The organism is Deinococcus alpinitundrae, assembly GCF_009982895.1.
In the GTDB taxonomy this organism is placed as follows: Bacteria; Deinococcota; Deinococci; order Deinococcales; family Deinococcaceae; genus Deinococcus; species Deinococcus alpinitundrae.
The window spans coordinates 15,573-33,723 of the sequence record NZ_WXZL01000005.1 but is presented as its reverse complement, the minus strand read 5'-3'; the positions used below and the strand labels follow the sequence as shown (position 1 = coordinate 33,723).

The 18,151-nt window shown below is 67.9% G+C and carries 17 protein-coding genes; 13 read left to right on the top strand and 4 right to left on the bottom strand.

The window, feature by feature from the left end:
- Window positions 1–21: 21 nt before the first annotated feature.
- From GUI70_RS05955 to GUI70_RS05940, 4 genes are read left to right on the top strand one after another with little or no spacing between them, the layout of a single operon-like run.
- Window positions 22–1,008: a GNAT family N-acetyltransferase gene (locus GUI70_RS05955; RefSeq protein WP_161881400.1), complete on the top strand. Its 987-nt coding sequence runs from the start codon at window positions 22–24 to the stop codon at window positions 1,006–1,008.
- Window positions 1,009–1,067: 59 nt separating this feature from the next.
- On the top strand, window positions 1,068–1,799 hold the full coding sequence (cdaA, locus tag GUI70_RS05950; protein WP_161881399.1) for a diadenylate cyclase CdaA: 732 nt from the start codon (window positions 1,068–1,070) through the stop codon (window positions 1,797–1,799).
- On the top strand, window positions 1,796–2,770 hold the full coding sequence (locus GUI70_RS05945) for a CdaR family protein (RefSeq protein WP_237724730.1): 975 nt from the start codon (window positions 1,796–1,798) through the stop codon (window positions 2,768–2,770). The genes cdaA and GUI70_RS05945 overlap by 4 nt, the downstream gene beginning before the upstream one ends.
- A complete protein-coding gene (locus tag GUI70_RS05940) occupies window positions 2,767–4,221 on the top strand; it encodes an ATP-binding cassette domain-containing protein (protein ID WP_237724729.1) in 1,455 nt (484 codons plus the stop codon). The genes GUI70_RS05945 and GUI70_RS05940 overlap by 4 nt, the downstream gene beginning before the upstream one ends.
- 51 nt (window positions 4,222–4,272) lie before the next feature.
- Here the strand turns inward: GUI70_RS05940 and GUI70_RS05935 are convergent, their stop codons facing one another.
- Window positions 4,273–5,145: a DUF4384 domain-containing protein gene (locus GUI70_RS05935; protein WP_161881398.1), complete on the bottom strand. Its 873-nt coding sequence runs from the start codon at window positions 5,143–5,145 to the stop codon at window positions 4,273–4,275.
- A 194-nt stretch (window positions 5,146–5,339) separates the two neighbouring features.
- On the opposite strand from GUI70_RS05935, the gene clpS reads away from it, so the two are divergent.
- The 7 genes from clpS (at window position 5,340) to GUI70_RS05900 (ending at window position 14,276) form a co-directional block, all read left to right on the top strand.
- Window positions 5,340–5,666, top strand: a complete 327-nt coding sequence (gene clpS / locus GUI70_RS05930; RefSeq protein ID WP_161881397.1) for an ATP-dependent Clp protease adapter ClpS — start codon at window positions 5,340–5,342, stop codon at window positions 5,664–5,666.
- A gap of 46 nt (window positions 5,667–5,712) precedes the next feature.
- Complete coding sequence (locus GUI70_RS05925) at window positions 5,713–7,905, top strand: AAA family ATPase (RefSeq protein WP_161881396.1); 2,193 nt, start codon at window positions 5,713–5,715, stop codon at window positions 7,903–7,905.
- Window positions 7,906–8,025: 120 nt separating this feature from the next.
- Window positions 8,026–9,165, top strand: a complete 1,140-nt coding sequence (locus GUI70_RS05920) for an ABC transporter substrate-binding protein (protein ID WP_161881395.1) — start codon at window positions 8,026–8,028, stop codon at window positions 9,163–9,165.
- Window positions 9,166–9,266: 101 nt separating this feature from the next.
- Window positions 9,267–10,322 carry a branched-chain amino acid ABC transporter permease gene (locus GUI70_RS05915; protein ID WP_237724728.1) on the top strand — a complete coding sequence of 352 codons (1,056 nt, stop codon included), beginning with the start codon at window positions 9,267–9,269 and terminating at the stop codon, window positions 10,320–10,322.
- Window positions 10,319–12,082: a branched-chain amino acid ABC transporter ATP-binding protein/permease gene (locus GUI70_RS05910; protein ID WP_161881394.1), complete on the top strand. Its 1,764-nt coding sequence runs from the start codon at window positions 10,319–10,321 to the stop codon at window positions 12,080–12,082. Before GUI70_RS05915 ends, GUI70_RS05910 begins: the two co-directional genes overlap by 4 nt.
- Window positions 12,079–12,795 (top strand): ABC transporter ATP-binding protein, encoded by a 717-nt coding sequence (locus GUI70_RS05905; protein ID WP_161881393.1) that lies wholly within the window; start codon window positions 12,079–12,081, stop codon window positions 12,793–12,795. Before GUI70_RS05910 ends, GUI70_RS05905 begins: the two co-directional genes overlap by 4 nt.
- Window positions 12,796–12,893: 98 nt before the next feature.
- Window positions 12,894–14,276 (top strand): YdgA family protein, encoded by a 1,383-nt coding sequence (locus GUI70_RS05900; RefSeq protein WP_161881392.1) that lies wholly within the window; start codon window positions 12,894–12,896, stop codon window positions 14,274–14,276.
- 126 nt (window positions 14,277–14,402) lie between these two features.
- Here the strand turns inward: GUI70_RS05900 and GUI70_RS05895 are convergent, their stop codons facing one another.
- Window positions 14,403–14,972, bottom strand: a complete 570-nt coding sequence (locus tag GUI70_RS05895) for a putative glycolipid-binding domain-containing protein (RefSeq protein ID WP_161881391.1) — start codon at window positions 14,970–14,972, stop codon at window positions 14,403–14,405.
- 38 nt (window positions 14,973–15,010) lie between these two features.
- Here GUI70_RS05895 and GUI70_RS05890 point away from each other — a divergent pair, with 38 nt between their 5' ends.
- Window positions 15,011–15,583, top strand: coding sequence for a GNAT family N-acetyltransferase (locus GUI70_RS05890; RefSeq protein ID WP_161881390.1), 573 nt, complete (start codon window positions 15,011–15,013; stop codon window positions 15,581–15,583).
- A 48-nt stretch (window positions 15,584–15,631) separates the two neighbouring features.
- Complete coding sequence (locus GUI70_RS05885; RefSeq protein WP_161881389.1) at window positions 15,632–16,309, top strand: hypothetical protein; 678 nt, start codon at window positions 15,632–15,634, stop codon at window positions 16,307–16,309.
- On the opposite strand, the gene GUI70_RS05880 is transcribed toward GUI70_RS05885, so the two are convergent.
- The gene (locus GUI70_RS05880) at window positions 16,306–17,079 is read right to left on the bottom strand and encodes a metallophosphoesterase (protein WP_161881388.1); all 774 of its coding nucleotides are present in this window, start codon (window positions 17,077–17,079) and stop codon (window positions 16,306–16,308) included. The genes GUI70_RS05885 and GUI70_RS05880 overlap by 4 nt on opposite strands.
- A 35-nt stretch (window positions 17,080–17,114) precedes the next feature.
- Entirely contained in the window at window positions 17,115–18,119 is a 1,005-nt protein-coding gene (locus GUI70_RS05875; protein ID WP_161881387.1) for a DHH family phosphoesterase, read from the bottom strand.
- Window positions 18,120–18,151: the final 32 nt, after the last annotated feature.

Sequence of the window (18,151 nt, the reverse complement as noted above, 5' to 3'; positions counted from 1 at the left end):
CTGCCCGCCTCAGACTGAACCATGACCTTCAATCTGCGCCCGGCGACACCCGCCGACCTGCCGTTCCGGGCGGCGCTGCACAACGCCCTCTTTCCCGGCGAGCCGACCACGCTGGCCGACTTGCAGCGCCAGGACGAGACCCGCCGCGCCGATTTGATCCAGCACCGCTTCATCGCCGAGGTGGACGGCCAACCCGCCGGGCAGGGCCTGTACACCCAGCAGGAGTGGATGTTTCACCCGCAGAAGTTCCTGGTGAACGTGCAGGTGGGCCGCGACCATCAGGGCCAGGGAATCGGCAAACGGCTCTGGGAGAAGCTGGAGTCGGAGCTGCGGGCGCTGGACGCCGTCAAGCTGTTCGCCTCGGTGCGGGAGGACGAGACGCGGGCCAGACGTTTCCTGAGCGAGCGCGGTTTTACCGAAGAGCAGCGCGAGCGCGTGGCTGTCTTGTCACTGGCCGACGCCGACCTGAGCGCTTTCGACGCCGCCGTCAACCGAGTCCAGGCGCAGGGCTATACGCTGATGACCTTCGCCGAATGGAGTGGCCCCACTCAGGAAGGGCGGCTCTACGCTTTTGACCGTGAGGCCAGCCAGGACACGCCGCGCCCCGCCGACGAGGTGTTCGACTTTCCCACGCCGGAACGCTACTGGGAGCGGATTCGCGCCGACCCCACCCACGACCCCTCGCTGTGGTTCGTGGCCGTCAGGGACGGCGAGTTGGCGGGCCTCTCGCAGCTGCAAACCGTCGCTGCGCTGCCGGAAGTGCTCAGCACCGGACTGACCGCCACCGCCCGCGCCCACCGCCGCCGGGGCCTGGCGCTGGCCCTCAAACTGACGGCCCTGACGGAGGCGAAAAAGCGCGGCTACCGACGCGTCCGAACCGAAAACGACGCCACCAATGCTCCGATGATCGCCATCAACGACGCGCTGGGCTTTGCCCAGACCCCCGCCCGGCTGTGGCTGACACGTCTTCGCCGCCCGCCAGCCTTCTCAGACCCCGGACCCGTATAGTGAGGGCCGCCCGATAAGTCCGTTCTGGGGCGGCGGAAAGGTCTCACAAGGTCTCAACTGTGCTGCTCACCTCATCTCTCAAAGACCTCCTCGACATCCTGCTGGTGGCGACCCTGTTTTACCAGGGCTACATGCTGCTCAGCGGCACCCGCGCCGTGAACGTGCTGCGCGGTGTGGGCGTGTTCGTGCTGGCCTGGGGGGTCTCGAACTTCCTGCAACTGACGGCGCTCAATTCTCTCCTGGGCCGCATCGCCCCGGTGGGATTGTTCGCGCTGGTGGTGGTGTTTCAGCCGGAGTTGCGCGCTGCCCTGGAGCAGATCGGGCGCACCCGCGTGCGCGACCCCGGCAGCAGCGCGGCCCTGCAAGACATCTCGCGGGCGATGGAGCGCATGGCCGAGCGCAAGACGGGAGCACTGATCGCCATCGAGCGCCGCACGCCGCTGGGCGAGTACGCCGCCACCGGGGTCAAGCTCGATGCCCAGATCAGTGCGCCGTTTATCGAGGCGCTGTTCGCCCGCAACGCGCCGCTGCACGACGGCGGCATGGTCGTGCAGTCGGGCCGGGTAATGGCCGCCGCCTGCCTCTTTCCCCTGCAGGCCAGTGACGGCATCTACCGGCGCTACGGCACCCGCCACCGCGCCGCCATCGGGCTGTCGGAACTCACCGACGCGGTGGTGCTGGTGGTCAGCGAGGAGCGCGGCAGCATCCGGCTGGCGACCGGCGGGCGGCTGAGTGCCGATTTGACCGGCGCAGAGCTGCGCGACCGCCTGCGCGAACTGGTGTACGAGTGAGCCGCCCTGGTCCGTCCCTGCCGGAGCCGCCCGCCGACCACACGCCGCCCAGCCGTCCGGCGCGGGCCGTGCGCTACTGGTGGCAGCGCCTGCTGCACAACCTGCCGCAGAAGTTTCTGGCGCTGCTGCTGGCCTTCATTCTGTGGTTCGTCGCCACCGAGGACCGCCGCGCCAACATCCAGCAGAGTTACGACGTGGCGCTCGACGTGCGCGACACCACCGGGGGCCAGGAAAAGCGGGCCATCGACGGCCTCAACCCGGCCAGCGTGCGGGTGACCCTGAGCGGCAGCCGCCAGCGCCTCAGCGCGCTCAATGCCAGCGACATCGGCGCATATGTGGACGTGACCGATCTGCCCGACGGCGAATTCAGCCGCACCGTGCGGGTGGTCGGCCCCGACGGGACCCGCAGCATCAAGGTGGTGCCCACTGTGGCGCAGGGCCGCATCGACGCCGAACTCAGCCGCAGCCAGCCGATCATCCTGAGCGTGACGGCCCCGCCCGGCGACAGCGTGCCCAGGTACGTGCTCTCGCCGCGCCAGGTGACCATCAGCGGGCCGAGTCAGGTCGTCGATAGCGTGGCGCGGGTCGTGACGGTGCCGGTGACGCTGGCCCAGGGTGACCAGCTCGAAACCCGCTTGATCGCCCTCAACGCCCAGGGCCAGCCGGTCCAGGTACGCCTGAGTCCGGCCAGCACCACGGTGGCCCGCATCGACAGCGGCAGCCTGCCGATTCGCAGCGTGCCGGTGAAGCTGAGCGCCCCACCCGGCAATCTACGGGTGCTGTCGTCGAACATCGAACCCGCCACCGTGCGGCTGGTCGGGCCGCCGGAACTACTCTCCAGCATCGGCAGCGTCACCGCCACCGTCCTCTACCGCAATGGGTCGTTCAGCAGCCAGCCGCCGCTGATATTGCCCGACGGCGTGCGGGTGCTCGACCGGGTGACGGTGCAGATTCGCGCGGAGAACCGGTGAGCAGCTGGGCACTCCAGCCACAACAGACCGTCCCGGCTGAGCCGCTGGCCGAGCTGAGTGGCGTTTCCACCGGGCGCGGGCTGCCGCCGCTCGAAGGCGTCACGTTCCGGCTCAGGCCCGGTGAGGCCTGGCTGATTTCCGGCCCCAACGGCGGCGGCAAGAGCACCTTTCTCAAGCTGCTGCGCGGCGAACTCTCGCCCACGCGCGGCACGCGCCGTTATGTGCTGGACGGCCAGCCGCGTTCGTCGGCGGTGCGGGCCATGCGGGCGCTGGCACTGGTGTCGCCCGAGCAGGAAACCTTCTACCTGACCCGCGACTGGGTACAAACGGTCTCGGACGTGCTGCTCTCAGGCTTTTCCGGCGACACCCTCCGGCTGTGGGAGGCCGCACCCGAGGCGCTGGACCGGCTGGCTGAGGTTGCGGAGCAGCTCGGCTTGCAGCACCTGCTGGAGCGCGATTTCCGCACGCTCAGCCACGGCCAGCGCCGCCGCGCCCTGCTGGGCCGCGCCCTGATGCCCCGCCCGGTGGCGCTGCTGCTCGACGAATTCACCGACGGCCTGAGCGTGCTGGCCCGCAAGGAGCTGCGCGGCGTCCTGGAAACGCTGGTGGCCCAGGGCACGGCGCTGGTGCTGGTAACCCACCGCCCCGAGGAAGCCCCGAAGCTGAGCTGGCGGCATGCCCGCATTGAGGCCGGACGGCTGACTGCGGATGTGCCGCCGCCCGTACCCGCCCATCACCCGGCCCACTTCAAGCTGAGCGCGTCCGCACCCGCCGGACAGGTGCTGGTACAGCTCGATCAGGCCGAGGTCTACCGCAACGGCCATCATGCCCTCGGCCCCGTCGACTGGACCTGGCGGGAGGGCCAGCACTGGCTGGTCACCGGCGAGAACGGCTCCGGCAAGAGCACCTTCGCCCGGCTGGTGGCCGGGGAGTTTCACCCGGCGCTGGGGGGCCGGGTCAGCCGACCCTTTCTGAGGCGTGACCTACTCAGCGAGCGTCAGCGCCACATCGGCCTGATCGGAGCCGAGATCGCCATTCGCCAGCGGCGTGGCTGGCGCGGCCTGGACGTCGTCGGCTCGGCCTTCGGCGGCACCGAGGGCTTTGCCCACCCACTGACGGACGAGCAGCACCAGCAGGTCGAGGCGCTGGCCGCCCGGCTCGGGGCCAGCGATCTGCTGACGCGCCCCGCCGACACGCTCTCGCAGGGCCAGTTGCGGCGGCTGCTGCTGGGCCGCGCGCTGGTTCACCGCCCCCGGCTGCTGCTGCTGGACGAGGGGCTGGATTTTCTGGACGCAGCCACCCGCAGCGGGGTGCTGACCCTGCTGGGCGAGATGATGGCGCTTGGCACGCACCTGCTGGTGATCGCCCACCGCCAGGAGGACGCGCCGCCCGGCCTGACGCACCACCTGGAACTCGGCGGCGGCCTGATCGTGGACCGGCAGAAGCCGTAAAAAGCGCCCGCCCCAGCAGCGGCTGGTGGCGGGCGCGGTAAGTCAGTCCGCTCAGCGGCGAATGATCTGCACGTCGAACTTGCCGCCGCGCACGGTGATGATCAGCTGGGCGTTGTCGCTGCCCTGAAAGCGGGCGTTGACGGTGTTGCCGAGCTCGTCGCGGTTGACCAGCTTGTAGCCCCGGCGTTGCAGCTCGTTGGCGTAGGTGATGTAGACCTGGGCCACCGTCTGCTGGCTCTCGAACTGCGAGCGCCACTGCGGCTGATAGTTCCAGGTGGGCAGCGTCGTCACTGGAGCGCTGTTGTAGACCGGGGCCGTGCCGCTGTTGCCATAGGCCACGTTGTAGAAGGCCACGTCGGTGATCCAGCTGTTCTGCGGAATCGGGCTCTGGACCGGGTTGACCACGATCGAGAGCGCCTGGGCGAGCTGCTGCTGGCCCTGCACGTTGCTCACCGCGAAGTTGCTCTGGCTGTTGGTGAAGCTGGCGATCGAGGAGGTGTTGAGCGGGGTCAGGCTGGCCAGCGCCAGGACCTTGTTGAGGCCGTAGGGCGCGGCGATGTCGAAGGTGAACTGATCGCCTGCCGCCGGGAACACCTTGACGGTGTTGGCCTTGACGAAGTTCGCGCCGCCCGCATAGCGGTTGGGCAAGATCATGTCGACCTGGCCGTTGGGGTCCACGTTGAACAGGTAGACGTAGGCGTCGCGGCTGACGCGGGTGTAGAGACGGATCTTATCGCCGGGCACGTAGTTGGGGGTCTGCGCGCCGGAGCTGTCACGGTCGGTCCAGACCTGCACCGAAACCGAGGCCGGAACCGGGTTGACGATGATGCTCTGGGCACTGATCTTGGGCGTGGCGTGGGCGGGCGCGCTGAGCAGGCCGAGCGAGAGGCCGAGGGCGGCAGCGGAGATCAGGGTCTTTTTCATGCCCGCAGTGTGAGCCTGTGCACTGACGCCGAACTGACGCCGCGCCCCAAGGATGGGCAGGGAAATTCTCATGGAGACGTCAGCTTGCTGGACCACCCGGGACGTGGCCGGGCGCGGTCAGGCTGCGGCGTCGCCCGCGCCCAATCCATCACCGCTGCTCTTTCACGCTGCGCACCCGGCGCTAGCATGAAGGTGTGACCCGCCGCACGCCCACCGATCCCGCCGCCAACACCCAGATTCTGGAGCGCACCCAGACCACGCGCCCGCGCCTCTACCGGGTGCTGCTGCTCAACGACGACTACACGCCGATGGAATTCGTGGTGATGGTGCTGGGCCGCTACTTTCGCAAATCGGCTGCCGACGCCGAGACCATCATGCTGGCCGTTCACCGCAAGGGGCAGGGTGTGGCCGGGGTCTATACCCGCGAGGTGGCCGAAACCAAGGTCGCCCAGGTGACCCAGCACGCCCGCCGCGAGGGCTATCCGCTGCGGGTGGTGGCCGAGCCGGAGCCGAGCGCGTGAGCGTCCCATTCACACTGCCATTCATTTTGTCTACGAGGGCCACCCCATGATTGCCGAACAGTTCCGAGACACCGTCCAGCGCGCCGCCGACCTCGCTGGGGAGCGCGGCCACGAATACGTGACGCTCGAGCACCTGCTCTACGCCCTCACCGACGACCCTGACGCCCGGCCCGCCCTGAACGCCAGCGGCACCGACCTGGCCCGCTTGAAACGCGACCTGGACGTGGTGCTGGAAACTTTCGATACGGTGGACGAACCCCCCGAACTGACCTTCACGGTGCAGGAGGTGGTGCAAGACGCCCTGCTTCAGCGCCACGCCAGTGGCAAGGGCAATGAGGCCGTGACCGGCGACCTGGTGTTGATCGAATTGATGGAGCAGCCCGACAGCTTCGCGCGCGCCGCGCTGGAAGCCCAGGGCGTGACCCGGCTCTCGCTGCTGGAATACGTCAGTCATGGTGGCAATGACGAGAGGGAGGTCGCGGGCACCGAGGGCACGGCTCCCGACACCGAGGCTGCCCAGGACCCGCTGGCCGCCTACACCGCCGACCTCACGCAGCAGGCCGAGGATAACGCGCTCGACCCGGTGATTGGCCGTGCAGACGAACTCACCCGGATGCTGCACATTCTGGCCCGCCGCACCAAGAACAACCCGGTGCTGGTGGGCGAGCCGGGCGTGGGCAAAACCGCCCTGGCCGAGGCGCTAGCGCAGCATGTGGTGGGCGGCGAGGCCCCCGGCTTCCTGAAGGGAGCACGCATCTACGCTCTGGACATGGGGGCCTTGATCGCCGGAACCCGCTACCGGGGCGACTTCGAGCAGCGCCTCAAGGCCGTGCTGAAGGCCCTGGAAGGCCAGAACAGCGTGCTGTTTATCGACGAGTTGCACACCCTGGTCGGGGCCGGGGCCACCGAGGGCGGCAGCATGGACGCGGCCAACCTGCTCAAGCCCGCTCTGGGGCGCGGCAAGCTGCGGGTGCTGGGCGCGACCACGCCGCAGGAGCTGCGCCACCTGGAAAAGGACCGGGCTCTGTGGCGGCGCTTCGGGGTGGTGGACGTGCCGGAGCCGAGCGAGGAAGACGCGCTCGGCATTCTGCGCGGCCTGCAAAGCCGCTACGCCGAGCATCATCACGTGACCTACAGCCCCGCCGCGCTGGACGCTGCCGTGAAGCTCTCGGCGCGCTATATCCGCGACCGCTTTCTGCCCGACAAGGCCATCGACGTGATCGACGAGGCGGGCGCGGCGAGGTCGGTGCGTGGCGAGGGTGGCGAGATCAGCGAGGCCGACATCGAGGCGACGGTGGCCCGCATCGCCCGCGTGCCGGTGGGTCAGGTCAGGGCTGAGGAAGTGCAGTCGCTCGCCACCCTGGAGGCCGACCTGGGCACGCGCGTCTACGGCCAGGACGCCGCCGTGAAGGCCCTGTCGAGCGCCGTCAAGCTGGCCCGCGCCGGGCTGCGCGATGCGCGCAAACCGCAGGGGGCCTTTCTGTTCGCCGGGCCGACCGGGGTGGGCAAGACCGAGCTGGCCCGTGCGCTGGCCGAGCGGCTGGGCGTGGAGCTGCTGCGGTTCGACATGAGCGAGTACCAGGAAGCGCACACGGTGGCCCGCCTCATCGGTGCCCCGCCCGGCTACGTGGGCTTCGATCAGGGGGGACTCTTGACCGACGCGATTGCCCGGCAACCCAACGCCGTGCTCCTGCTCGACGAGATCGAGAAGGCCCATCCGGACGTGTACAACCTGTTCTTGCAACTGCTCGACCACGGCACCCTCACCGACCACGCCGGGAAGAAGATCGACGGGCGCGGCCTGATGGTGCTGTTTACCACCAACGCTGGGGCCGAAGGCGCTTCACGGCCCGGCCTGGGCTTCAGCAAGGTCAGCCGCCAGGGCGAGATGCTGGAAGCGGTCAAGCGGATGTTCGCGCCAGAATTTCGCAACCGGCTCGACGCGGTGATCGCCTTCTCGCCGCTGTCCGAACCCGTGATGGCGCAGGTGGTCGACAAGTTCCTGAAGGAATTGGACGCCCAGCTCAGTGAGCGTGGCGTGTCGCTGACCGTCACCCCCGCCGCCCGCGCCCTGCTCGCCAAACTCGGCTACGATCCCTCAATGGGCGCGCGTCCGCTCGCTCGCGTCATCGAGGACAAACTCAAGCGCCCGCTGGCCGACGAACTGCTGTTCGGGCGCCTCAGCGGCGGCGGCAAGGCGACGGTGGGCGTCAAAGACGGCGAGCTGGAGGTGCGCTGAGGGCGATCCACCCGGCTCCCGGCTGCACGCCCTAACACCCGTTAGGCTATACTCCGACCATCCACAATCCAGCGGCGGGCAGATCCTTCCCCGCCGTAGCTTCGATCCTCAAGGAGATTCATGAAACGTACCCTGCTGTTTTCCCTGACCGCCCTGCTGCTCAGCTCAGCCAGCGCCGAAATCCGCATCGGCGTGGTGATCAGCGCCACCGGCCCCGCCGCCAGCCTGGGCATTCCCGAGAAGAACACCGTGGCCCTGCTGCCCAAGAAGATCGCTGGGCAGGACATCACCTACATCATTCTCGACGACGCCTCCGACACCACCACCGCCGTCACCGACACCCGCAAGCTGATTCAGGACAACAAGGTCGATTTGATTCTGGGCACCACGACCACGCCCGCAAGCCTCGCCATGATCGACGTGGTGGCGCAGGCCAAGGTGCCGATGATCAGCCTGGCCGCCTCGGAGGGCATCATCGCGCCCGTGGACACCAAGAAGCGCTGGGTCTTTAAGACGCCGCAGACCGACGCCATCATGGCCGCCGCCATCGTGGATCACATGGCCAAGAACGGCATCAAGACGGTGGGCTACATCGGCTTCAACGACGCCTACGGCGAGGGCTGGTTTGCCGAGTTGCAGAAGAATGCTGCCGCCAAGGGCATCAAGATCGTGGGGTCCGAGCGCTACAACCGCACCGACACCAGCGTCACCGCCCAGGCCCTCAAGGTGGCTGCCGCCAAGCCCGACGCCGTGCTGATCGGCGCTTCGGGCGTGCCGGGGGTGCTGCCGCAAAAGGCGCTGCGTGACCGGGGCTACGCGGGCAAGATCTACCAGACGCACGGCGTTGCCAACCCCGACTTCCTGCGCGTGGGCGGCAAGGACGTGGAGGGCGCGATCTTACCGGCTGGCCCGATTCTGGTGGCCGATCAGCTGCCCGACACCAACCCCAACAAGAAAGTCGGCCTGAGCTATGTCAACCAGTACGAGGCCATCTACGGCAAGGACTCGGTCAGCACCTTCGGGGGGCATATGTACGACGCCGGGCTGATCTTGCAAAAGGCCATTCCCAGGGCACTCAAGGTCGGCAAGCCCGGCACGGCGGAGTTCCGCGAAGGGCTGAGAGCCGCCATCGAGGGCACCCGCAACGTGATCGGCGCGCACGGCATCTTCAATCTGTCGGCCACCAACCACCTGGGCCTTGACGCCCGCTCGCGCGTGATGGTGGTCGTGCAAGACGGCACCTGGAAACTGCTGAAGTAAGGTGGTGTCACACAGAGGCGGCTTGCGGGCCGCCCTTTTTTTGAGTTTGAATTTGCTGAAGCCACCACTCCGCCCCACCCCACACCCGGAGGCCACCTACCTTGGACTTAGCCCAGCTGTTCGACCCCGCCATCTTCCCCGTTCTCGCCGCTGACGGCCTGACCAACGGCGCGGTGTACGCCCTTCTCAGCCTGGCGCTGGTGCTGGTCTTTGCCGTCACGCGGGTCATCTTTGTGGCGCAGGGTGAATTCGTCTCGTTCGGGGCGCTGACACTGGCGAGTTTGCAGCTCGGCAAGGTGCCGGGCACGCTGTGGCTGGTGCTGGCGCTGCTGGCGATCAGCGCGGTGGTGGAGGGCATTTCACAACTTCGGCAGGGCCAGGGCCGCCGGGCCGGAATGGTGCTGCTGTCGGCGCTCGGCATCAGCGCAGGGCTGTGGGCGCTGCTGACCTGGCTTGCGCCGCTCAAGCTAGCCCTGCCATTGCAAGTGCTGCTCACCCTGTTGCTGGTGGTGCCGCTGGGGCCGATGACCTACCGACTGACCTTCATGCCGCTGCGGGAAGCCAGCACCCTGGTGCTCTTGATCGCCGCCGTCAGCCTGCACCTGATTCTCAGCGGGCTGGGGTTGGCGTTTTTTGGGGCGGAAGGCTCGCGCACGCCTGCCTTCGCCGAGGGGCAGATCACGCTGGGGCAGGTGCAACTCAGCGCCCAGAGCCTGGTCACCATTCTGGTCAGTGCCGTGCTGATGCTGGCCCTCTATTTCTTCTTTGACCGTACCCTGGCGGGCAAGGCGCTGCGGGCCACCGCCGTCAATCGGCTGGGCGCGCGGCTCAGCGGCATCAGCCCGGTGCGGGCCGGGTATGTCAGCTTCACACTGGCCGCCGCAATTGGGGCGCTCAGCGGCCTGCTCATCGGCCCCAGCACGCCACTCAGTTACGACAGCGGCTTTCTGATCGGCCTCAAGGGCTTCGTGGGGGCCATCGTGGGCGGGCTGGTGTCGTATCCGGTGGCGGCCCTCGGCGCGCTGCTGGTGGGCCTGCTGGAGAGCTTCGCCTCGTTCAGTTTCAGCGCCTGGAAGGAAGTCATCGTGTTCGGGCTGATTCTGCCGGTGCTGCTGTGGCGGTCGCTCACCACCCGCCACGCCGAGGAAGAGGAATGAAGCTCGGTTCTCGGACGTGGCTCGCGCTGGCCTTCTTCGCCGTCATCGCCCTGCTGCCCTTCCTGCTGCCCACCTTCTATCTAACCCTGCTCGGCAACGTGGGCATTTACGCGCTGGTGGCGCTCGGCCTGGTGCTGCTGACGGGCGTGGCGGGCAGCACCAGCTTCGGCCAGGCGGCCTTCATGGGTGTGGGGGCGTACACCAGCGCGGTGCTGTGCCTCCGGTTCGGCCTCTCGCCCTGGCTGACCCTATTCGCGGCGGTGGTCGTCACGGGAGTGGTGGCGCTGATTCTGGGGGCCATCACGCTGCGGATGCAGGGCCACTTTCTTCCACTGGCGACGATCGCCTGGGGTCTGAGCCTGTACTACACCTTCGGCAACGCGCCGTTTACCGGCGGCTTTACCGGCCTCACGGGTGTGCCGCCGATCTCGCTGTTCGGCATGGCCCTCAACACGCCCAGCCGCTTTTACTGGCTGGTCTGGGCCGTGCTGGCGCTGTGCGCCTGGGTCACTCAAAACTTATTACAGAGCCGCACCGGGCGGGCCATGCGGGCCTTGCGCGGCGGCGTCACGGTGGCCGAGAGCTTCGGGGTCAACACCTACGTCCTGCGGGTGCAGACCTTCCTGCTCTCGGCGGTGCTGGCGGCGCTGGCGGGCTGGCTCTACGCGCACGGGCAGGGGTTCATCAACCCCACACCGTTCGGCCTCTCACAGGGCATCGAATTTCTGTTCATGGCGGTGGTCGGCGGCTCCGGCTCGGTGGGCGGGGCAATTCTGGGCGCGGGCCTGATCACCTTGCTGCGCGACCAGTTGCAAAACCTGTTGCCCAAACTGCTGGGCCAGTCCGGCGACTTCGTGACGCCCGTGTTCGGCATTCTAGTCATTCTGATGCTTCAGGTGGCCCGCGAAGGGCTGTGGCCGTTGCTGGAGCGCATCTTGCCCAGGCCCTCGCAAACGTTGATGCCCGGCACCGAGCGCCTGCCCATTCACACCAAACCCGCTTCCGGCGAGGAACTACTACGGCTCGAAGGCGTCTCCAAGCATTTCGGCGGCCTCAAGGCGGTCAACGGGGTGTCGTTCAGCCTCAACTCCGGTGAAATCCTGGGGTTGATCGGTCCCAACGGCGCGGGCAAATCCACCCTCTTCAACGTCATCTCCGGGGTACTGCCGCCGACTGCCGGGCACATCACCCTGCGCGGCCAGGATATCTCGCGCTTCGCCTCGCGTCAGATCGCCCGCCTGGGCATGGCGCGCACCTTTCAGCACGTCAAACTCTTTCCGGAGATGACCCTCCTCGGCAACGCCATGATGGGCGGCTACACCCGCGCCCACGCTGGCGTGACCCGCAGTCTGCTGCACCTGGAAAGAAGCGAGGAAGCGGCCCTGCAACACGCCGCCGCCGAGCAACTGACGAGGGTGGGCCTCGGCGATGTGTTCGAGCTGGCGGGCAATCTGCCGCTGGGCCAGCAGCGCATTCTGGAAATCGCGCGGGCGCTGGTGGCCGACCCCACCCTGCTGCTGCTCGACGAACCGGCGGCGGGCCTGCGGTTGGGTGAAAAGCGCGAACTCGCGGCGCTGCTGCGCAAGTTGCAGGGCGAGGGCGTCACTATCCTGATCGTCGAGCACGATATGGACCTGGTGATGAATGTGGTCGACCGATTGGTGGTCATGAACTACGGCGAGAAGCTGGCCGAGGGCACGCCCCGCGAGATTCAGCAGCACCCCGCCGTGCGCGAGGCGTACCTGGGCGGCGCGGCGTGAGCCTGCTTTCTGTACAAGACCTGCACGTCAACTATGGCCGGGTCGAGGCCCTGCACGGCGTTTCGCTGGAAGTCGGCGCGGGCCAGATCGTCAGCGTGATCGGTCCCAACGGCGCGGGCAAGACCACCCTGCTCTCGGCGCTGGCGGGCGTGCTGCCCTCGCGCGGCACGGCCCTTTACCAGGGCGAAGCGCTCTCCAGTCTCAGTGTGGAGGAGCGGGTGCGCCGGGGGCTGGTGATGGTGCCGGAAAAGCGCGAGCTGTTCGGCTCGATGACGGTGGCCGACAATCTGCTGCTCGGCTCGTACTCGCGCCGCAGCCGCAGTCAGGTGGGAACCGATCTGGAGAATATCTATGCCCGCTTTCCAAGGCTGCTGGAGCGCCGCAAACAACTTGCCGGAACGCTGTCGGGCGGCGAGCAGCAGATGCTGGCGATTGGCCGAGCACTGATGACGGCCCCCAAACTGCTGATGCTCGACGAACCGAGCCTGGGCCTGGCGCCGATTATCGTGCGGGAAATCTTCAAGATCGTGGAGTCGCTGCGCGCGAGCGGCGTCACCGTGCTGCTGGTCGAGCAGAATGCGCGGGCGGCGTTGGCGTGCAGCGATCACGGGTATGTTCTGGAAACCGGCGACGTGAAACTCAGCGGCCCGGCCCAGCAACTCGCGGACGATCCGGCGGTGACGAGCGCATATCTGGGCAGTCAGGAAAGCTAAGCAGCTCTCCAAGCTAAGGCTCAGGGCAGTGGCCCGCGCCCGTTTTGTCATCATAAAGTGGCTAGCCGCCGACTTTAGCCAGGCGTTAGATTCACTTCATGACCCGACCCCAGACTGGCCGACGTTCCCGCTTCCCCGCCCTCGGTATCGGCGTCTTACTGGTGGTGGGCGCACTGGCAGGGGCCACCGCCTACACCGGCAGTCAGACGGTGCAGACCCAGCAGGACCTGGCCCAGACCTTGAAGGCCCAGGTCGAGGCCACCGGCTACGCCCACGTCAAGAGCAGCACCTACCAGCGCGGCTTTCTGAGCAGCACCCAGACGATGAACGTGGTGCTGGGCAAGGGCGCGGGCGACGTGGCCCTGATCGTCGTCAACCACATTCAGCACGGGCCGCTGCCGGGCTTGAGGACGGTGGGCAACGCACTGATCGACACCGAGGTGAAATTCGCCGATCCTGCCGTGCAAAAGCAGTTCGAGGTGGCCCTCGGCGGTCAGCAGCCGACCATCCGCACTGTCGTCGGCCTCAGCGGCAGCACCGAGACCCACATCAAGGTGCCCAGGGGACAGATGACCGACAGCGGCACCACGCTGAGCTGGCAGGCACTGACTGGCGAGATCCACAACGGCGTCCTGAACGCCACCACCCAGCTCACCTGGCCCGAACTCGACGTCACCACGAACGGGGACCGGGTGACCCTGCGCGGCCTAGCCGTGAGCGGCAGCACCCAGAAGCAGCAGGCGGATGATCCGCTGGGGCTGGGCCAACAGGTCTTCACGCTCAAGTCCATGACCTACAGCGCCGCGTCCGGCGCGGGCATGGGCAAGTTCGACCTGAATAACCTCAAGGTCAGCGGCAAGAGCACGCTGGTCGGCGGCTTCTACGGCGGCACCCTCCAGTACGACATCGGCCAGCTCGATGTGACGATGCCCGGTAGCGGCGCGCAGAACTTCAGGAACGTGCAGCTTCACCTGGGCATGAACCACCTCAGCCGCGAACCGCTGGCCCGCATGACCAAGACGCTCAGCACCCTCGGCCAGCAATTGCAAGGCGATCCCGAGAAGGCGGAGCTCAGCAAGGCCCAGGAGCAGGCCCTTCAGGGCGACGCGCTCGCGCTCCTCAAGGCCCAGCCGGTGTTCTCGATTGACCGCCTGAGCCTGACCCAACCGAGCGGCGACATCGTGCTCAGCGGCACTGCCGAGCTGCCTGGCGCGGCGGACCTGAGCGCTGAAACCGCCCAGATGCTCAGCACGGTGCCAATGACGGCCCTGGGCATGGTCAAGCTGCAAGTCCGCCTGAACGCCGCCGAACCAGCCCTGCGTGCGTTGCTGGGCAGCTTCTCGCCGGACGCGGCGGCCAATCTCCAGAGCTTGATCGACGCGGGCTACCTCAAGCGCCAGGGCACCGCCCTGACGAGCGATCTGGCCTTCGAGGGCGGCAAGGGCACTGTCAACGGCGAGGCGCTGGGCGGCGGCTTCTGAAGCCCGGCGCTGCTCGGCACGTCAAGGCATTCGACGTCTCCACGGGAGGACCCGCTCCATACGGGTGCTGCCCAAGAGAGTGGCGTGAATTGGGCCTTTTTTGAGGCAACGCAACGAACAACCGCGCTAATCAATCAGGGTGAACTGCCCCGGATACTCGCGCACGAACAGCTCGTCGTCTACCGTCAGGTCGGCGCTGTCGCCGCCGCCGAGGTTTTCGCAGCGGTAGGTGTGCGGCCCTAGCCTGGTGTAGCGCTGCCGCACCACCCGCCGGGTCAGGGTCGGCACCTCGATGAGGGCGGCCAGCACCTCGCCGGACTGACCGGGGCGCAACTTCAGGCGGCGCAGCGCCAGGGTGTTGGTGTAGGGCGAGACGCTCAGAGCGAGGTCGGTGCAGCCGCTGAGGTCGGGCAGTTCCTCGCCGTTGTTGCCCTGCCAGCGGCTCACCGAGGTGCGGCTCAGCGTAAGGGACGCCTGCCCCGAGACGCGCAGCACCCCGGCCCGCACAAAGCCGTCCGCGCCGACCTCCAGCCGGTAGCGCAGGGTAAACGGCATGCCCCCGGCCACACCGATCACGGTGCTGCTGGCCCAGTCCTGACCGGTCAGCAGGTGCTCCAGGCCCAGTGGACGGCCCTGACCTGACGAAGGAATCCGGCCCGACTGATGCTGCCACAGAAAATGTCGGCGCGCGGCCATACTGACCAGCCTAGCAGGCTGTGGCAAGCTAGACGCGGATGACTGACCTCACCGACCCCACGGCGCTGACCTTACGCCCCCAGACGGCCCGGGACGCCCTGCACCTGGCCTTCTGGCTCACCGATCCGCAGGCCGAGTGGCGGCAGTGGGACGCGCCTTTCATGAAGGGCGAGCCATCAGCTCCGGACACCACCGACGCAGCACAGAATGCAGACGGCCCCGGCGCAGCGCCCCACGAGCGCTTGATCGTGCAGGGCGATCAGGGAATCGGGCTGGTGACGCGCCGTCCCGAAGCGCCGAGCAGCGGCGGCTGGTGGGAAGTGGGCATCCTGATCTACGACCCCCGGCACTGGGGCGGCGGGCTGGGCACACGGGCGCTGAGGAGCTGGAGCGCGCTCACCTTCGAGGAGACCGGCGCGCACCTGCTGACCCTAACGACCTGGAGCGGCAACCAGCGCATGATCCGTGCCGCCGGGCGCGCCCAGTACCGCGAGTGCGCCCGCGTGCGGGAGGCGCGGCTGTGGCAGGGCCAGCGCTACGACAGCGTGCAGATGCAGTTGCTGCGCTCCGAGTGGACCGGCTCCGGTGAAGCTCAAACGCCACTTACCTAAGAACGGCTCAAGTCGCCGGGCGCGGCGCAGGTTTAAGCTCAGCAGGAGATGAACCGGGGGGCGTTTCTCAATCCAGCGGGCTTCGTGGCCACCCAGGACCTCAAGGACCGGGGCTGGACCCCGCGCCTGATCGCTGAATTTCTGGGCCAGCACGACCAGACCCGGCCCAACGGCCTGAAGATGGGTGGCCGGAGGTTGCCGCCGGTCAAGCTGTACCGGGAAAGCCGGGTTGAGGAAGCCGAGCGCGAGGAGCGCTTTTTGCTGGCCCAGCACCGCGCCATGCAGGCACGCGAACGCCTGGAAGCCGCCAGGGCCGAGCGCCAGGCTAGGCGTGCCGCCCGACTGAATGCCGCTGCCGAAGCCTACCGCCCTCAGATCGTGCCTGAATTACTCCGCAAGGGCGCAATCAAGAAGGCCCGTGACCCCTACCTGAACGGCGTGGAGCAGGTTCTGGACCAGATCCGACGGGGCTTTGCTGCCGAGTCGCCGGAAGTCACACCCAGAGCGCCGAAGTCTGGTAAGCCCCCGAAGGCCAGCAACCCCAGACCGCTGACCGAGTCGGAGGAAAAAGACCTGCGCGCCGACCTGATGCGGCGGCTGGACACGGCGCTGGCCGTTGTTTATCCCTGGTTTCCCGACCCCGACGAGGTGGAGGCGAAGAAAGCGGGCCGCACCAAGACGGGCCAGGCCAAGCCTGCCGACTGGCGCAAGTGGGACTGGGATTAGCCCGGCCCGGACGGAACCAGATCGGCGCATAGGAGTTCCGGCGGGCTGCCCAGCCGCAGCGGCAGATGGGTGGTGCCCAGGCCACGCGAGATGTAGAAGACGCCGCCCCTAACCTGACGCTCGGCTCCGACGTGCCAGCGCTGCACATCCGGGCGGGTGCGGCCCAGCACGCGAATCTGGCCGCCGTGGGTATCGCCGGTCAGCAGCAGGTCGTAGGGCAGCGCTTCTGACCTCAGCCGCTGGATGATCAGCGGCGAGTGCGCCAGCAGCAACCGGGCGTCGGCGGACTGGATGGGCGGATGGTAAGCGTCCAGCCCCTCCAAGCTGTTGTCAAAGCCGTAGATCAGCAGCCGCAGGCCGCCGATGTCAAGCACCTCGCCCGCGTTGAGCAACACCCGCGCCACCCTGGATACCCGCCGCAGCAGCGCGTCCGTTTCCGCCAGAGTCATCAGGCGTTTGCGGCCCTGCGCCAGCGTCTCGCGCTCCCAGTTGCCCGGCACGAAGTAGATGCGGGGACACTCCAGCCGCCGCAGTTCGGCCAGCACGCGCGGCAAATCGCTCTGGTGGCTGACCAGATCACCCGTGACGCACACCACGTCCGGCTTCAGGGCGTTGACCTGGGTCGAAATACGCCCGTTCAGAAAACGGGTGCGGCCATGCAGGTCACTGAGCTGCACCACCCGCACGGCGCGGCCCCGACCCGCCACCGGCACCTTCAACCGCACGACCCGCAGCCAGTGGGTCTCGGCCACCAGCCAGGCCAGGCCCACCAGACCGAGTGCCGCCAGCCAGCGCCCTTTTCCGCTCAGCGCAGGCCCGCCCGCCGCAACTCGGCGTCCGCCGCGGCCTCGAAGCGCTGCACCGTCTCAGCATAGGGCGCGTCCACCGAGGCTCCTGCCGCCGCCACGTGCCCGCCGCCCCCCAGCGCCACCGCGATGTTCTGGGCACTGACCCGGCCGCGTGAGCGCAGCGATACCTTGACCCGCTCGCCGTAGTCCTTGAACATCACCGCCAGTTCCGCGCCGTCGGCGTTGCGGATGGTGTTGACATACGCCTCCACATCTTCCCAGGCTGAGCCGGTACGCGCCAGCGCGGCCTCATTCACCTGTGAGGAGACGATCAGACCGTCCGGGGAGAAGGCCATCTGGTCGAGCACCTCGCGCAGCAGGGCATAGTAGCGCGGCGGGTTGCGGGCCATCTGGTCGTTGATCCAGCCCAGGTTCGCGCCGTGCTCGACCAGATCGGCGGCGGTTCTGAGCACCTGCGGAGTGGTGTTGGAAAAGCGGAAGGAGCCGGTATCGGTGCTGGTGCCGAGCAGCAGCGGCGTGGCGATCTCGCCGGTCCAGGCCACGCCCAGGGCGTCCACCACGTCCTTGATCATCATGGCCGCCGCCGCCTGCGAGGGATCGACCAGGCTGACGGCGGCCTCGCGGCGGTTGGTGCCGTGGTGGTCGATGTTGACGACCGGCCCGGCAAACGCCGTGAGGTCAGCCCCCGCCACCCGCGCCAGATCGGTGTTGTCCACGTCCAGCACGGCGGCGAGCGCACCCTCGGGCCAGACATCCAGGCGCGGCAGCACCTCGCCCTCCTGCGGCAGGAACGTCAGGTAGCGTGGCACCTGCATGTAAAGCTGGACGTCTTTGCCAAGGGTCCGCAGCGCCCGCTGGAGGCCCAGGCAACTGCCCAGCGCGTCACCGTCGGGGTCCACGTGCGCCAGGATCACGATGGGGCCGGGGTGCGACTTCAGGTGGGCCGCCGCCGCCTGCACGAGCTGGGCATAGCGTGGTTCAGCAGTATTCTGGGCAGTCATAGCGCCGAGTATAAGCACCACCACTGAGAAGT

Excerpts from the sequence above, each read along its gene's own strand:
- GUI70_RS05955 (WP_161881400.1), top strand. The coding sequence starts at position 22 with ATGACCTTCAATCTGCGCCCGGCGACACCCGCCGACCTGCCGTTCCGG.
- GUI70_RS05935 (WP_161881398.1), bottom strand. The coding sequence starts at position 5,145 with ATGAAAAAGACCCTGATCTCCGCTGCCGCCCTCGGCCTCTCGCTCGGC.
- GUI70_RS05925 (WP_161881396.1), top strand. The coding sequence starts at position 5,713 with ATGATTGCCGAACAGTTCCGAGACACCGTCCAGCGCGCCGCCGACCTC.
- GUI70_RS05920 (WP_161881395.1), top strand. The coding sequence starts at position 8,026 with ATGAAACGTACCCTGCTGTTTTCCCTGACCGCCCTGCTGCTCAGCTCA.
- GUI70_RS05910 (WP_161881394.1), top strand. The coding sequence starts at position 10,319 with ATGAAGCTCGGTTCTCGGACGTGGCTCGCGCTGGCCTTCTTCGCCGTC.
- GUI70_RS05900 (WP_161881392.1), top strand. The coding sequence starts at position 12,894 with ATGACCCGACCCCAGACTGGCCGACGTTCCCGCTTCCCCGCCCTCGGT.
- GUI70_RS05895 (WP_161881391.1), bottom strand. The coding sequence starts at position 14,972 with ATGGCCGCGCGCCGACATTTTCTGTGGCAGCATCAGTCGGGCCGGATT.
- GUI70_RS05890 (WP_161881390.1), top strand. The coding sequence starts at position 15,011 with ATGACTGACCTCACCGACCCCACGGCGCTGACCTTACGCCCCCAGACG.
- GUI70_RS05885 (WP_161881389.1), top strand. The coding sequence starts at position 15,632 with ATGAACCGGGGGGCGTTTCTCAATCCAGCGGGCTTCGTGGCCACCCAG.
- GUI70_RS05875 (WP_161881387.1), bottom strand. The coding sequence starts at position 18,119 with ATGACTGCCCAGAATACTGCTGAACCACGCTATGCCCAGCTCGTGCAG.